Here is a 14,269-nt window from a genome sequence, read left to right on the forward strand (position 1 = left end):
CACCGGCGCATGGTGCCGGTCATACAGGCGTCATATTCGCTCGCTAGACTGCGCTCGTCTCTCAACCAACCCGAGTTTCGCCAATAATGAAAACCAAGCACATGTTCAAGACGATGATTGCCGGCGCCGCCGCTGCCTTTGCGATGACTTCCTCGTTCGCCGCGGACGTCACCGGCGCGGGCGCGACCTTCCCGTATCCGATCTATGCGAAATGGGCGGAGAGCTACAAGGCCGCCACCGGCACCGGCATGAACTACCAGTCGGTCGGCTCGGGCGCGGGCATCAAGCAGATCAAGGCGAAGACGGTCGACTTCGGCGCCTCGGACATGCCCCTGAAAGCGGCCGAACTGGACGAAGCGGGCCTGATGCAGTTCCCGGCCATCATGGGCGGCGTCGTCGCCGTCGTGAATGTCGAAGGCGTGGCACCTGGCCAGCTGAAGATGACCGGCCCGGTGCTGGCCGACATCTACCTCGGCAAGATCACCAAGTGGAACGCGCCGGAAATCGCCGCCCTGAACCCGGGCGTGAAACTCCCTGGCGACGACATCACCGTCGTCCACCGCGCCGACAGCTCGGGCACCTCCTTCCTCTTCACCGACTACCTGTCGAAGACGAATCCCGAATTCCAGAGCAAGATCGGCGCCGGCACCGCCGTGAAGTGGGCGACGGGCGTGGGCGGCAAGGGCAACGAGGGCGTCGCCGCCAATGTCCAGCGCATCAAGGGTTCGATCGGCTACGTCGAATGGGCCTACGCCAGGAAGAACAAGCTGGCGCACACCCAGTTGAAGAACCGTGACGGCCAGTTCCTGCAGCCCGACGACGAGCACTTCAAGGCCGCCGCCGCCAGCGCCGAATGGACCAAGACCCCCGGCTTCGCCGTCGTGCTGACCGACCAGCCGGGCAAGGCCAGCTGGCCGATCACGGGCGTGTCCTACATCCTGATGCACAAGTCCCAGGAAGATGCCGCCAAGGGCAGGGAAGTCGTGAAGTTCTTCGAATACGCCTTCAGGAACGGCGCCGCCGCAGCGGCCGAGCTGGACTACGTGCCGCTGCCGGCATCGGTCATCAAGCTGGTGCAGGGCGTGTGGAAAGTGCAGTTGAAGGACGCGTCGGGCGCGGCAATTTACTGATTGCGGGCGGACGCAGAGCCGCAGATTTACCGTAGGGCTGGCGGCGGTCTTTTACAGGAGGCCGCCGTTTTTTTGGGGTGGGATTCTCGTAGGGTGGGCTCTCGAGCCCACGCGGTACGGCAGTCGATCAAGGAGCATGTTTGATCTCGCTGCTCCCGTTCACGGTGTGGCTGTCTTCATGCGAGTTCAGGAAGCGCCGTCTCATTAGTGATGAGACCGCGTGGGCACAGGTGCCCACGCTACGAAAACTGACCGGGTACAGGACAGGCCGCCAGTCTCAAACGATGACACCGCGTGGGCACGGAGTGCCCACCCTAAGAACAGCATTACTGCGGATAGCGCGGCTTCAGGCGATCCGCCTCGGCGACCGGGAAGGGCGAGCCCAGTACGGTCGATTCGCCGCGGGTGCGGTTGCGGGCCTGGCACTTGTGGGTGCAGACCGTTGCCGGCGGCGCGACCTCGGTGGCGTCTTCACCCATCACTTGCCCCATGCGGCCGCCGCTGGCGACCGACCATTGCGACACGCCGCCGCAATGGAGCACGTTGCTGATGGCGCCGGTGCGCGTCACGATCTGGTTGGTGCAGCTTGGTGCGGTGATGCGGTCGGCGAACTGCGGGCTGTCGCGGCCGACGAACTTGCGCGAGTAGTCGTTGCCGAAGTTGATGCGCGGCGTGACCTTCAGCGTGGTGTCCTTGTAGGCGACCGTGTCGCCCTCGCGGTTACGGAAGTTGCGGTTGTCGTAGTAGAAGGCGCTTTCGGCCAGCTTGTGCGTGAACACGGTCTTGGTCTCGTCGGTGCGCTGCACTTCCATCTGGAACAGGCCGCCGTTGGCGCAGTCCTTGGCCTGGATTTTCATGGTGAGGCCCGGACCGCTGCGGGTCAGCACCATGTCGGCCGAGCTGCTCAGTTCCACGCTGACGCTGCCGTTCAGGACCAGGCCGCGATGGTCGGGCATCTTGCTCTCGAATACCGGGGTCGCCTTGCCGCCGGTGATGTCGACCGGATTCGGCGCGCCCGTCATCGTGTAGTTCAGCACGCCGAAGCTGGCGGCGTCGACGTCGAACTGGATATATTTTCCCTGCACGCGAAACACGGAGCCCACGCTGCCGGCTGCGACGCTGGTCGTTTGCGAACCGCTCTTGCCGAGCACCGTGAAGCCGCCGCCTTCGCAGCCGGTGGAGTCGGCGGCAAAGGACGATTGTGCCGCAAACAGCAGGCCGATGCAGCAAGCCGAGATCAATTTTTTCATTCTTTTCTCCTGAGGGTTGGACCGGTGCAGGGACCGGTCCGTTGACGATGACGCTTCGTTCGCACCCGGCGCGTCGGCCTTGCCAGGTGCTTCAACCCGTTAATACCGGTCAGTCGCCCGAAGGTTCACGTCGCGGAGAAAAAAATTCAGAACTGCCGGCTGACGCTGGCGGTGAAGGCCGGCGCAGGGGCGGCCGGCAGGTAGGGATGCCAGGTTTTCTGCAGGCCCGCCTGCAGCAGGTAGCCCTTGGTGCGCGTGGCGAGCGCTGCGCGCAGGTCGCCGCCATCGCCAGTCGCATCGCGGTACTCGCCGAAGGGACGGCGCAGGCCGGCATGGACGGCCAGGCTCACGTTGTCGGTGAGGGGATAGGCATCGTTCAGGTCGAGGTAGACGCTGCGCCCTTCGCCGTAGTAGCGCGGCGAGTAGAACAGCCGCGCGCTGGCGCGCCCCATCAGCAGGCCGACATGGAGTTCGCTGTAGTCGAACTGGCTGCTGCGCGGGAAGGCGCTGCGGGTAATGCCGGCGTCCAGCGTTATTGTGGGCGAGATGCGCTGGGCGCGGCCGCCATAGGCGATCAACTGGCTGCCGCTGCGTCCTTCCAGCCGGACGGGAGACGCAAAGCCGCCCACATACCAGCCGGCCGCGGCGTCGTGCTCCACCCGCAACTGCAGCACCGGCCGCGTATCGAGGGCAACGCCACGCGCCGCATAGGCCGAGAGCAGGGACAGGTTGGCGCTGGTCTGGCCGTGCGCGCTGCCGGCGCCGCACAGCAGGACGAAGGCGGCTAGGGTGAAACGGCGCGGGTTGTGGCGGAGCTTTGGGAACATTGGCAAACGCAGGCGTCGAAGGCCCGCCGGAGGGCGGCGCAAGCGTCTATGTTACCAGCCGAGGAGGCCGCCGCGGCGTCGAGCATGCGCCGCAGCGACTGGGCGTTGGCGCGTGGCTGCAGCTGCGCCAGCAGGGCGGACAGGCCCGCGACGTGGGCGGCGGCATAGGACGAGCCGGACACGACGCCCCAGCGCGTGCCCGGCATGCAGCTGGGGATGTCGGTGCCGGGCGCATACAGCATGGTCGACAGCGGCAAGCGCCGTTCGCCGCCGCGCCCGACCGCGATCACGCCGGGGTGGGCGGCCGGAAAGCCGCCGTCGGCGCGCTGCGGATCGGCCGCGCCGACCACGATGACGCCGCGCGCCAGTGCCGCATCGAGCAGGCTTTGCAGCAGCCGGTCGGGTGGCCCGCCCAGGCTCAGGTTAATGATGCGCGCGCCGTTCTCGAGCGCGAAGTTGATCGCCTTGCCCAGCGTGAAGCTGTTGCAGCGCGCCGGCTGGCGCGCTTGTTCCCAGCAGGCGCGCAGCGCCATGATCCTGGCACCCGGGGCGACACCGGCGATACCGACGCCGTTGCCCGTCTGCGCGCCGATGACGCCGGCGACCGCGGTGCCATGGGTCTCGGCGGCATCGGGCACGTCGTCGACGAAATTGCGGCGCAGGACCAGCTGGCCGGCGAGATCGGGGTGCGATGCATCGACGCCGCTGTCGATCACGGCGATGTGCACGTTGCGGCCGGTGCTGATGCGGTGCAGGTCGGCCAGGTGCCAGTCGCGCGCGGCCGGCTGGATCGGGTAGAGCGGGTCGGCGCTGCCGAGGGCCTGGAAATCCTCGATCGATTGCGCCCACACCACGCGCGCATCGTGCGCCAGGGCGTCCAGCACCCGTTCGAGCGGCGTGTCGTCGGTTTCCTCCATCAGGAAGCAGTCGACGCCGATCGCCGGCATCGACCAGTTGTCGCGTACCCGCAGGTGGTGGCTCGCAGCGAGTGCCTGCGCCAGGCGGCGGCGTGCGGCGCCGCCGCTGTCGTCGTTGTAGCCGCCGCCGTAGGCGCCGTCGGCGTGGAAGTGGTCTGGCGGCAGGCGCAGCATGACCAGGAGCTGGCGCTGCGTCGCCGCGGGAGGAGGGGCAACCGCAGGCGCTGCCTCGGCCGCCGGCACAGGGTTCGCCTCCTGCGCGCCGGCACCGTCAGAGAAGGCCAGCATGAGGACGAAGGCCAGCAGCAGGACCAGGACGCGTGTCACGGCTGGCCTCCCGCGCCCAGCTGCTCGGCCAGGGTGACAGCCGGTTCGGCGCGCAGGCGGGTCACGGTCTTGCCCGGTTCGTCCTCGGTATCGAGCAGCCAGGCGCCGGTGACGGTCGGCCCGCCGACGACGCGTGCGCCGCTGGCCTGCACGATACGGCGCAATTCACGCTCCGGCGTATCGGGATTGAAGGTCACGACCAGGCTGCTGCGCTGGCCGGCATCGGCGCCGAGCAGGCGATAGGCATCCGTGTTTGCGTCGGGGCTTGCGGGCGCGCGTGCCAGCAGCAGTGCCAGCACGGCGATGGCGCCGAACTGCAGGGCGACGGCGGTACGCAGCCAGCGGCCGTCGTTCGCTGCAAGGCGCGTGCGCCAGCCTGGCACGGGCGGCGCCGGGTCCGCGACCGGCGGCAAGGCGGCCGGCGCGTCCAGCTGCGGCAGCAGGCGCGCCAGCGCCGCCTCGGCGTCGAGCTGGGGCGCTGGCGCCGGACCTGCGGCGCGCAGCGTGTGCAGCATCGACAGGTCGAGGCGACAGGCGGCGCACACCTGCAGGTGGGCTTGCACCCGGTCCCGTTCGGTGCCGGTGAGGCTGCCGTTCGCCAGCCAGGGCAGCAGCTCCTGGGCTTCCTGGTGTGCAGGGGTATTCATGGCCGGTTCTCCAGCTGGCCGTCGAGCAGGACGGCGAGACGTTTACGCGTGTGGAACATGCGCGTCTTGATCGTGTTGACGGGGCACTCCATGATGTCGGCGATTTCCGGATAAGTCATGTCATGATAAAAGGTCAGCTGGAAGGCAATGCGCTGCGCCAGCGGCAACGTGGCAAGGGCAGCGTCGACCGCATGCGCCAGGCGCCCCTGGTCGAACTGCCATTCGGGGCGGTCGCTCTCCAGGCCTTCGCGTTCGTCGGCAAGGGCCTCGACCGGTTCGTCCAGTGCCTGCAATGCCTTGCAGGCGCGCCGGTAGGCAATCGCGAAAACCCAGGTCGACACCTTGCTGCTGCCGTCGAAGGTCGCCGCCTTGCGCCAGACGGCCAGCAGCGTGTCGTTGACGATTTCCTCGATCAGCGGCGCGCTGCGCGTCATCCGCTGCAGGAAGCGCGTCAGTCGCGGGAAATAGGCGCGGTACAGGGTCTCGAAAGCGCGCCGGTCGCCGGCCGCAACCCGGCCGACCAGGCAGGCTTCGCCCGCCGGCGTCCTGGCCAGGCTTGCAATGTCATCGCTCGTTTTTTCCACGCACGTCTCTCCCCGCATCTTTCCGCTGCCCGGTATATACCCGCCGGCCTGGAAAAGGTTCAATGGGGTGTGCAACGTGGTATGCCTGGCGATTGTCGCACGTGGTGTGCGGGCTTGCTACATGGCAATTGCGACTATGTGGGGGAATTGCAGCATGCGCAGGGCGGCCAGGCGTTTCGATCGACTGCGTCAACGAACAATCTAGGGATTATTTCCGGATCACTGCCGTACGAGGCGATGATTTCGTCGATCCGGATGTCCGCAACTGACCCACAACCGACGGTCACTTCAGCCTTGAAAACGCCCGTCTCATAACCAAAACCAACTTACGGACAACTAATAAGACGATGGCGATGGCGAAAAAACCAAGCAGTAAAAATTCTCGAAGCCAAAAAGCGATGAAGGACTACAAGCTAATCGGTGGTCCACTGACTGAAGGGTATGTATAGGCGTAGTACATCAAAAATGCGAGCAAACAGACCCCACCGACAAGCTGCAATCCTTGATTTGCAGAGGGTGATTGTTTCCCTTCACCGTTACCCGTCTCATCCATGCAAATCCTTTTTGCAGCCGAAAATTGCCGTCGACGAGGGCGGCCCAACCACATTCCACTGAAGCCCGCATCCCAGTTTTGAAAAGCAGTTGAACAACGGCGATATTTTAGTTGCTGGCTTACCAACACTCCGGTAGAGTTCTTCGTGATGACTGTCCGCGCTGCCTAGCTCGATCACTTCCGCAACTTGTCGAACTCATACCTAAAAGTGATTCATGTTTTTCTTATTCACGCGTATGGGCGGGCTCGTTCGGTCGTTCGGGTGGTGTCACTCCCCAGGCGAGCAAGATTCTGCCCAAGCCGAACACGAGGTACGGCATCACGCTGAACAGGCCGGTAGGTGTGTTCCTGATGACGGCCGAGATATCGGCCCCGATTAAATATCTCGCCGGCTTGCTGCTCGATGGGAAAGGGTACGCGCACGATCACCCCTTTTTGGACGAAAAAAGTCATCCGTTGGGGCCCACCTCCAACCTGCTTCCCTTCGGGTATTTGGCAATCATGATTCCTGCCTTTATCGTCGTGTTCTGAGCAATCTTCACGCTGATCCAGCCGCACGCCGCACCTGCTTTCCTGCGCAACCAGAGACTTCTCTCAATGCTTTATATCTTCCTGCTGCTTATAGGCCTCATCATCCTGAACCTGTCCGCCAGCCGGTCGATCCGGCGTGGCGCCGACACCAGGTACAAACAGAACATGTTGATTGCGATGATCTGGCTGGTGCCCTTCATTGGCCTGTTCATGGCGACCGGCCACATCACGCAGCATGCGCCTACGGCCAGGAAGCATGAACCGCTGCAAGGTACAGTTGACGGCTCTGCGCCCATGATCGTTCGGGTTGCCGGCTGCCCCGACTTTGATGTCCAAAGGCAGCTCGTGGAAGTACACGGATTCCCCGTCATCTCTGCGGACGCGTTTGATCATTGGCTCGCCGCCAGCCCGCAGGCCTCCACAGCCGACATGGCCTGCGTTGCCAAGGCATGGCTGATGCACATGCGTGAAGCCTGTGGACCAGAGTTCCGGCTCTTTGAAACTGAGCACGCCTTTATCCTGTCGCCACTGGAAAGCGGCGTTCTGCGGGCGACCGGCATCTTCATGGCCACCACGCGCAGGCGCATTACGGCCGTGCTGCGTGACCTGGCCGTATTCCCGGCGGGTAGCAAGAGCGTTCTGCTGGTGCTGCATGACGAAGACGCGTACTACCAGTACGTATCGGCCTACTATCCGGACAACGGCGAATTCTCCTTCAGTAGCGGCATGTTCATTAATTCCAGTGTGCCTCACTTTGTCGTCCCGCTCGCCGAACTCGCTGCCATTGAAGCGGTGATCGCGCACGAGATGACCCACAGCGCGTTGTCGCACCTGACTTTGCCGCGATGGCTCGATGAAGGCCTGGCCGTGAATACCGAGCAGCGCCTGACCGGTGTGCCTCGCCTTATCTACACGCCCCACGAGCTGCATGAAAAGCACCTGCGCTATTGGGGCACGGCGGAAATGCAGCAATTCTGGACCGGCGAATCCTTCTTCCGCACCGACGATGGGAACCTGCTCTCCTACGAACTGGCACGCATCCTGGTTTCGCATCTTTCCGCTGACTGGGACCGCTTTACGCGATTCGTCACCCATGCACAGCGCGAAGATGGCGGCGGGCTGGCTGCCCGCGAGCACATGAACGTTGAATTGGGCGCATTGGTTTGCGCTTTGCTGGAGCAGCCTTTTTCGGCAGATTGGGAGCCTGTAGCGGTATCGCACGTCCAGGCTGCTTGTGCGCACGCATCGTGACACGTGTCGATGAAAAGTCTTGTAGCGTTGATGACGGCGGCAATGGTTGTTGGCTACGCGAGCGCGCTCGTCGCCGACCCGCGGCGCGAGCCGCCAGGGCTGAAATCCCTTTGTGACAATTCGTGTTCATCACAACAAGCGCAAGCCGTTCGCTAGTTTCTCGTAGGCGGCCTTGCTTCTCTACTAGCGAACCGCCTGACAAGCTTGTTTGTATCCTCCAGTGCACGAGCTCTTGAAAAGACGCTGCGCAGTAACCACGTCCCTGCGTACGCCAATTCCATTGTGATACAGGTATGCGAGGTCGCCGCATGCTTGCGCCGAGTTTCCATTGCAAGCCTTTCTGAGCCATGTGGCGCCCAGCACAGGGTCCGCGCTGACATTCTGTCCAAACACATACCTGATGCCGAGGTCCCGGCAGGCGACCATATCCCCGGCCTCGCAGCTCCTGCGATATAGCGCGAGTCCGGCTGCACTATTTGCTGGGACGCCGACACCTCTAAGCAGAAAGTCTGCAAGGTTCGTGCAGGCCATCATATCCCCGCCCTCACATGCCTTGCGATACAAGGTCGCGGCTTTCGGGTTATCTACCGGGGTTCCCATACCGCGGCCGTAGAGCGAACCGAGATTGGTGCACGCGAGGGCATAGGTGGCATCGCATGCTCTCCGGTAGTAAGGAAGCGCGGTAGCGGCCTCGTTCAACCTATACTCAAAATACGTTCCGGCTTTATAACAGGCCTCAGGAGATCCTCCGGCACATTGGGCCTCGAGCTTTTCGCGCTCGCCCGCCACGCACATACCGGCCACGGCTGTCAGAACGATCGCTAGCAATACGCCAGTTCGGCCTACACGCCTCGTTTTCTTCGATCTCATCATATTTGAGCGACTCGTTTCGACCCGAAACGAAACCGCGGTCTACCGGATTCGTTTTCTGTCAGGAAATTTTTATGGCGGAGACTTGGGTTGGCTGTCGAAGGTCTGCTCTCGACCCTATTGCAGACCTTGGGCACTGCGAAATCTGACACAGTTTCACGGTGCAGTGTTCGCTCCAGCATGTTCAAGCGGAGAGAGCCCAAGGATTGCTCTTAAAGACGAACCTGAAGCATAGATGATATCGGCAACGCGCACCCGCCCGGCAGAGCTGTAGCCTAGATAGCTGATGCATCGCCTTTCTGGAGCGGTCGATTCCAGGCACATCTGGACTCTACGCGATGAGGAAGTTCGCCTTATCGAAAGTGGGGCTTTGTAATCAGGGTCTTGGGAATCATAAAGGACGTCGAAATCAATTCGACAGACTTCTTTGGAAGCTTCAGCGCACTGCCTGTCACGAACAAGCGCGCGTGCCAGGTCTGGCCGGAAATACTTTTCAAGGATGGCTACCGACGCCTTCTGTACAGGCTCGTCGTTTCGATGCTCCGCATACAGGTTCTTCACCACCGTCTCAAGATCGTTCCCACCTTCGGCGGCAGAAGCGCAGCCAGAGGAAAAGAGTATGAACGCGCAAACGAGAACGCGATGTATCGCAGGCATACCGGTAGAGAGTCGCATTACGTTGAAATCCTTCTGCTTCGTTGTCGTAAAACGTCCGCTCCTGGCCGATGACAGTCCTTCGTGAAGCGGCCAGTGTACAGGACAGGTTGTCGGCAAGGATGTGTTTGCAAGTGGATGCCTGCCTGGTGGACATCCGCTACCGATCCATTGCGTACATTCAAATCGTCGAGTGAAAACCCGATGGAATCGCTATGCTTCGTCCAGAAGACGGAGAACATGGAGTCTGGAGAATACGGCAAACGCCCAGACAATGAACGGAATCAGCATTCCCCAAAACACGACATGCCAATAGCGAGCCTTCTTTTGGAAATACGGACGCGATGCACGGTTCCCGCTCCAAAAGAAAAGAGGTGCCGCGACAAGCCAGAAGAACAAGAATGGGTACCCAAGTCTGTCCGATGCAAGGAAACCATAAAGAAAGACAAACGGAAATCCCCAAGCTGGCGCGAAGTCGCGCCAGAAAATCCTGGCTGTTTTGATGAGCGTGTCAGGGCGTTCTTGCGTCATGGCTTTCAAATGCAGGGTTAATCGAAGCGATATCGACCGTTGGCTCCTGGCCGATAACAGACGTTCGTGCAGATGTCAGTGTACTAGCCTGCCCGCGCAAGCTTGCCCGGTTTCCTGCTTCCTCTTGCGTATCACTGTAGCGAGCGCTGATGCCGGCGTAGGTCAGCACGCCTGCAAGCAGCGTCCAAAGCACCAGGTCCGTCAATATCGCGCGTCTGTGCTTGCGTTTGCGGAGGGCAAACTGAACGGCGCTACCGACAACGAAGAACACGACAGCAATGCCAAGCCCGATCATCGCCATGAAGACCAGTGCGCCGAAGGCGTGCTGGCCATCGCCCGGATACGTTTCACCCCACCATAGATGAGAAAGCGGTAATACGCCTGCGAGCGATATTGCCAGGCACAGTCTCAGGGCCGCCTGGAATACCGGATGAGGTAGCGGAATGCGCATCGTGTTTCTGCCCATGTTCATGCATCGGCTGGTCGCTGGACATCGCCCGGCAGGCCGCCAGGAAGAAACCTCATCAACCAGAACGGGTTATTTCGTTACCAGGCTCTTTTTGTCTCGCGCATAATCTTTCAGTACCTCGGTGACGACCAATGCCACGCCGACGATCAAGAACATGTATTTCAGTGGCGCGGGGATCGCGGTCGGCAACAGCCTGTCGAACACCACGAACGCGGCAAAGCATGCGGACCAGGTGGCGTCCATCCAGCGCCGTCGCAGAAGCGACATGAACGTCGCCGCTATCCAGAGTACGACAGGCCAGTCATTCCAATCCATCGGTGTCTCCATGTGATATCGATGTGGTCCATCTGTTTCAGCAGGCCAGGGCTCGCATGCCGGGTATGCCAATTCCCGTCATCATAGCAATACGACCAGCCCGATAATGCGTGAATTGTCACCGCAAAAAGCCTGTCCACTCATCCCGGCTTTTTACCGTTCACCACGAAAAACCGCCACTCGTTGTTTCCAGATAGAAGCACACCGCATCCGCCGCTACCTTGAACGTATCCATTCGACCTTCAAGGAGCCCCGCCATGCTATCGATACACCAGCTTCATAAAACCTATGCCAACGGCGTGCACGCGCTGAACGGCATCAGCCTCGAGATCCCCACCGGCATGTTCGGCCTGCTCGGGCCGAATGGCGCCGGCAAGTCCTCGCTGATGCGCACCATCGCCGGGTTGCAGGAGCCGGACAGCGGCAGCATCCACTTCGACGGCCGCGACGTGCTCGCGGACAGGGACAGCCTGCGCCGTGAGCTGGGCTACCTGCCGCAGGAGTTCGGCGTCTATCCGAAAACCAGCGCGCTCGAGCTGCTGAACCATTTCGCGGTGCTCAAGGGATTCACGCGGCGCGGCGAACGCAAGGAGATGGTGGAGGCGCTGCTGCAGAAGGTGAACCTGTGGGATGCGCGAAAGCGTGCGGTGGCTGGTTTCTCCGGCGGCATGCGCCAGCGCTTCGGCATCGCCCAGGCCCTGATCGGCGCACCCAGGCTGGTGATCGTCGACGAGCCCACCGCGGGCCTCGATCCGGATGAGCGCAACCGTTTCCTGAACCTGCTGGCGCGCATCGGCGAACAGGTGGTCGTGATCCTCTCGACCCATATCGTTGAAGACGTGACCGACCTGTGCCCGCGCATGGCGATGATCGCGCGCGGCCAAGTACTGGTCTCGGGCAAGCCGCAGGAGGCGATCGCGCAGCTAGCCAGCCGCGTGTGGCGCAGTTGCGTGGACGAGGTCCAGCTGGACGAATACCAGCGCCGCTTCGCCGTGCTGTCGACGCGGCTTGTGGCCGGCAAGCCGCAGATCAACGTGTACGCCGAGACCCAGCCGGAAGAGGGCTTCACGATGGTCGACCCCAGCCTGGAAGACGTGTACTTCCTGCAGCTGCGCGCGACGCAGTCCAACGCCGCGCTGGCCTGAGGAGCTTCCAACATGTGGAAAGAATTCTTCCGTTTCGACCTGCGCTACCAGTTGCGCCAACCGATGCTGTGGCTGGTCATGGTGGTCCTCGCGGCCATGGCCTTCGCCAGCGCCGGCAGCACGTCCTTCCGCATCGGCGCCGGCCCCGCCGGCATCGGCAACGTGCACCTGAACGCGCCGGGCGTGATCGCCAACCAGCTTGGCGTGCTGTCCATGATCGCGATGCTGCTGGTGACCGTCTTCATCGCCGGCGCCGTGCTGCGCGACAGCGAAAGCGGCATGGCCGACCTGCTGTATGCCGCGCCTTTGAGGAAACGCGATTACCTGTTCGGGCGCTTCCTGGCCGGCTTCACGGTCTGTCTGCTGATCTTTGCCGCGATCACGGCGGCGATGATGGCTGGCTCGCTGCTGCCGTCGATCGACCCTGCGCGCCTGGGCGCGTTCTCGCTCTGGCCCTATGCCTGGAGCTTCGTCGTGCTGGTCGTGCCGAACCTGCTGTTCGTGGCGGCGCTGCTGATGCTGCTGGCGACCGTGACCCGTTCGATGATGATGGTGTACGTGGGCGTGCTCGCCTTCATGGTGCTGTGGTCGGTCGCGGCGGTGCTTGACGCGGGGAATGGCAGCGCGTCGCTTTCCCTGCTGCTCGATCCCTTCGGCGTGCGCGTGCTGGCACACCTGACCCGTTACTTTACAAGTGCCCAGTTGAATGCCGAGTTGCCGCCGCTGTCGGGCCTCCTGCTGGCCAACCGTGTGCTGTGGACCGTCATCGCCCTGGCCATGGCAGGCGCCACCGTCGCGCTGTTCAAGCCGCAGCATGCCGGCAGCGGCCGCCGCTTCGGCAAGGCGCGCAGCCAGCCGGCGGTAGGGGGCTGCGCCGGCGTCGTTCGCCAGGGTCGCTCCGGTGCGCCGCATTGCGCCGCGCTTCGACGGCTGGACCGCCCCGGGCCAGGCCTGGCATCTGCTGCGTTTCGACCTGCGCGCCACGATGCGCAGCCTGCCCTTCCTGGTCATGCTGCTGCTGGCGCTGGCCAACTTCATCGCCAACTACACCATTGGCGGTGCGCGCTTCGACAGCGTGCCGTATCCGCTGACGCGCCTGATGCTGGACGAGCTGGCCGGCGGCATCAACGCGATGCTGGTGCTGGTGCTGCTGTTCTACAGCGGCGAGCTGGTGCACCGCGACCGCCAGCTGCGCATCGCCGACGTCAGCGACGCCACGCCGGTGCCGGGCTGGATGCCGCTGCTGGCCAAGACCGGCGCACTCGCTGCCGTGGTGCTGGCCTTCCTGGGCGCCGGCGTGCTGACCGCGGTCGCGATCCAGCTGTTCAAGGGCGGTGCGCCGGTCGAGGCAGGGCTGTACGTGCAGGGCACGCTCCTCAACGCTGCGTACTTCATCATCGCCGGCATGGCCCTGCTGGCGCTGCAGACGCTGGCCAATAACAAGTATGCGGGCTACCTGCTGGGCGCCGCGCTGGTCGCATCCGGCAGCGTGCTGGGCCTGGAACACAAGCTGGTGAGCTTCGCCGCCATGCCGCAGCTCGTGTATTCGGACCTGAACGGCTATGGCCACGCTTTGGCCGGCTGGTGCTGGTTTGCGCTCTACTGGAGCCTGGTCGGCGCGGCGTTGCTGTTCCTGGCGCAGGCTTTCCGCGTGCGTGGTCCGGCCCCAGGCTGGCGCGCGCACCTCAAGAGCGGCCTGCGCGGCTTGCGCGGCGGCGCAGGCCTCGGCCTGGCGCTGAGCGTGGCCGCCAGCGTGGCGGTGGGTGGCTGGATCTACACCAACACGAACGTGATCAACCGCTATGAGTCGAGCGCGGCCCTGCTCGACAGGGCGGCCGACTACGAGAAGCGCTACCGCGGTTTCCTCGACCTGCCCAATCCCAGCCTGACGGCGGTGCGCGCCGATGTGGCGATCTACCCGGCCGAGCGCCGCGTCACCATCCGTGGCAGTTACCAGCTCCGCAACAAGACCGGTGCGCCGCTGGACACCCTGCGTATCCAGTTGGACCCGGCCGCCATCACCCGCCTGACCCTGGTGCCTGCGCACACGGTAACGCTGGACGATGCGCGCCATGGCATGCGCGTGCTGAAACTGCGCGAACCGATCGCGCCCGGCGCCAGCCTGCCCTTCGGCTTCACCGTCGAGGTGCAGGGGGAGGGCTTCACCAGCAGCGGGGCGCCAGACAACATCCACCATAACGGCACCATGTTCACGTCCGAGAACTTCTTCCCGAAATTCGGCTACGTGCAGGCAAACGAGATCGACGA

Annotated in this window: 14 protein-coding genes; 5 read left to right on the forward strand and 9 right to left on the reverse strand. The window is 63.2% G+C overall.

Going from position 1 to position 14,269, the window contains the following annotated elements; translation table 11 throughout:
• Positions 1–86: 86 nt before the first annotated feature.
• Positions 87–1,130 (forward strand): phosphate ABC transporter substrate-binding protein PstS, encoded by a 1,044-nt coding sequence (gene pstS / locus G4G31_RS08765; protein WP_182991096.1) that lies wholly within the window; start codon positions 87–89, stop codon positions 1,128–1,130.
• A gap of 326 nt (positions 1,131–1,456) precedes the next feature.
• On the opposite strand, the gene G4G31_RS08770 is transcribed toward pstS, so the two are convergent.
• The 5 genes from G4G31_RS08770 to G4G31_RS08790 form a co-directional block, all read right to left on the reverse strand.
• Positions 1,457–2,380 (reverse strand): hypothetical protein, encoded by a 924-nt coding sequence (locus G4G31_RS08770; protein WP_229425465.1) that lies wholly within the window; start codon positions 2,378–2,380, stop codon positions 1,457–1,459.
• A 146-nt stretch (positions 2,381–2,526) separates the two neighbouring features.
• Complete coding sequence (locus tag G4G31_RS08775) at positions 2,527–3,207, reverse strand: TorF family putative porin (protein ID WP_182991097.1); 681 nt, start codon at positions 3,205–3,207, stop codon at positions 2,527–2,529.
• Positions 3,165–4,451 carry a S8 family serine peptidase gene (locus tag G4G31_RS08780; protein WP_229425466.1) on the reverse strand — a complete coding sequence of 429 codons (1,287 nt, stop codon included), beginning with the start codon at positions 4,449–4,451 and terminating at the stop codon, positions 3,165–3,167. The genes G4G31_RS08775 and G4G31_RS08780 overlap by 43 nt, the downstream gene beginning before the upstream one ends.
• Positions 4,448–5,098 (reverse strand): zf-HC2 domain-containing protein, encoded by a 651-nt coding sequence (locus G4G31_RS08785; RefSeq protein WP_182991098.1) that lies wholly within the window; start codon positions 5,096–5,098, stop codon positions 4,448–4,450. The genes G4G31_RS08780 and G4G31_RS08785 overlap by 4 nt, the downstream gene beginning before the upstream one ends.
• On the reverse strand, positions 5,095–5,682 hold the full coding sequence (locus tag G4G31_RS08790; RefSeq protein WP_229425467.1) for an RNA polymerase sigma factor: 588 nt from the start codon (positions 5,680–5,682) through the stop codon (positions 5,095–5,097). The genes G4G31_RS08785 and G4G31_RS08790 overlap by 4 nt, the downstream gene beginning before the upstream one ends.
• Positions 5,683–6,346: 664 nt before the next feature.
• On the opposite strand from G4G31_RS08790, the gene G4G31_RS24700 reads away from it, so the two are divergent.
• Together G4G31_RS24700 and G4G31_RS08800 are read left to right on the forward strand one after the other, a co-directional pair.
• The gene (locus G4G31_RS24700; protein ID WP_183108106.1) at positions 6,347–6,766 is read left to right on the forward strand and encodes a hypothetical protein; all 420 of its coding nucleotides are present in this window, start codon (positions 6,347–6,349) and stop codon (positions 6,764–6,766) included.
• 66 nt (positions 6,767–6,832) lie between these two features.
• Positions 6,833–8,017 carry a hypothetical protein gene (locus tag G4G31_RS08800; protein WP_182991101.1) on the forward strand — a complete coding sequence of 395 codons (1,185 nt, stop codon included), beginning with the start codon at positions 6,833–6,835 and terminating at the stop codon, positions 8,015–8,017.
• Between the two features lie 183 nt (positions 8,018–8,200).
• Here G4G31_RS08800 and G4G31_RS28995 read toward each other — a convergent pair whose 3' ends face one another.
• From G4G31_RS28995 to G4G31_RS08820, 4 genes are all read right to left on the reverse strand, one after another.
• Positions 8,201–8,890, reverse strand: coding sequence for a tetratricopeptide repeat protein (locus tag G4G31_RS28995; protein ID WP_182991102.1), 690 nt, complete (start codon positions 8,888–8,890; stop codon positions 8,201–8,203).
• Positions 8,891–9,754: 864 nt separating this feature from the next.
• Positions 9,755–10,072 (reverse strand): hypothetical protein, encoded by a 318-nt coding sequence (locus tag G4G31_RS08810; RefSeq protein ID WP_182991103.1) that lies wholly within the window; start codon positions 10,070–10,072, stop codon positions 9,755–9,757.
• Positions 10,053–10,544 carry a hypothetical protein gene (locus G4G31_RS08815; RefSeq protein WP_182991104.1) on the reverse strand — a complete coding sequence of 164 codons (492 nt, stop codon included), beginning with the start codon at positions 10,542–10,544 and terminating at the stop codon, positions 10,053–10,055. The genes G4G31_RS08810 and G4G31_RS08815 overlap by 20 nt, the downstream gene beginning before the upstream one ends.
• 66 nt (positions 10,545–10,610) lie before the next feature.
• The gene (locus G4G31_RS08820) at positions 10,611–10,856 is read right to left on the reverse strand and encodes a hypothetical protein (protein ID WP_182991105.1); all 246 of its coding nucleotides are present in this window, start codon (positions 10,854–10,856) and stop codon (positions 10,611–10,613) included.
• A 257-nt stretch (positions 10,857–11,113) separates the two neighbouring features.
• Here G4G31_RS08820 and G4G31_RS08825 point away from each other — a divergent pair, with 257 nt between their 5' ends.
• Together G4G31_RS08825 and G4G31_RS25565 are read left to right on the forward strand one after the other, a co-directional pair.
• Positions 11,114–12,001, forward strand: coding sequence for an ABC transporter ATP-binding protein (locus G4G31_RS08825; protein WP_182991106.1), 888 nt, complete (start codon positions 11,114–11,116; stop codon positions 11,999–12,001).
• Positions 12,002–12,013: 12 nt separating this feature from the next.
• Positions 12,014–13,441 (forward strand): ABC transporter permease, encoded by a 1,428-nt coding sequence (locus G4G31_RS25565; RefSeq protein ID WP_229425468.1) that lies wholly within the window; start codon positions 12,014–12,016, stop codon positions 13,439–13,441.
• The last annotated feature ends 828 nt before the right edge of the window (positions 13,442–14,269 follow it).

This window comes from Massilia sp. Se16.2.3 (genome assembly GCF_014171595.1).
GTDB lineage: Bacteria > Pseudomonadota > Gammaproteobacteria > Burkholderiales > Burkholderiaceae_D > Telluria.

Bases quoted from the DNA above. Each gene is read 5' to 3' on its own strand.
- pstS (WP_182991096.1), top strand. From the start codon at position 87: ATGAAAACCAAGCACATGTTCAAGACGATGATTGCCGGCGCCGCCGCT.
- G4G31_RS08770 (WP_229425465.1), bottom strand. From the start codon at position 2,380: ATGAAAAAATTGATCTCGGCTTGCTGCATCGGCCTGCTGTTTGCGGCA.
- G4G31_RS08775 (WP_182991097.1), bottom strand. From the start codon at position 3,207: ATGTTCCCAAAGCTCCGCCACAACCCGCGCCGTTTCACCCTAGCCGCC.
- G4G31_RS08785 (WP_182991098.1), bottom strand. From the start codon at position 5,098: ATGAATACCCCTGCACACCAGGAAGCCCAGGAGCTGCTGCCCTGGCTG.
- G4G31_RS08800 (WP_182991101.1), top strand. From the start codon at position 6,833: ATGCTTTATATCTTCCTGCTGCTTATAGGCCTCATCATCCTGAACCTG.
- G4G31_RS28995 (WP_182991102.1), bottom strand. From the start codon at position 8,890: ATGATGAGATCGAAGAAAACGAGGCGTGTAGGCCGAACTGGCGTATTG.
- G4G31_RS08810 (WP_182991103.1), bottom strand. From the start codon at position 10,072: ATGACGCAAGAACGCCCTGACACGCTCATCAAAACAGCCAGGATTTTC.
- G4G31_RS08815 (WP_182991104.1), bottom strand. From the start codon at position 10,544: ATGAACATGGGCAGAAACACGATGCGCATTCCGCTACCTCATCCGGTA.
- G4G31_RS08820 (WP_182991105.1), bottom strand. From the start codon at position 10,856: ATGGATTGGAATGACTGGCCTGTCGTACTCTGGATAGCGGCGACGTTC.
- G4G31_RS08825 (WP_182991106.1), top strand. From the start codon at position 11,114: ATGCTATCGATACACCAGCTTCATAAAACCTATGCCAACGGCGTGCAC.
- G4G31_RS25565 (WP_229425468.1), top strand. From the start codon at position 12,014: ATGTGGAAAGAATTCTTCCGTTTCGACCTGCGCTACCAGTTGCGCCAA.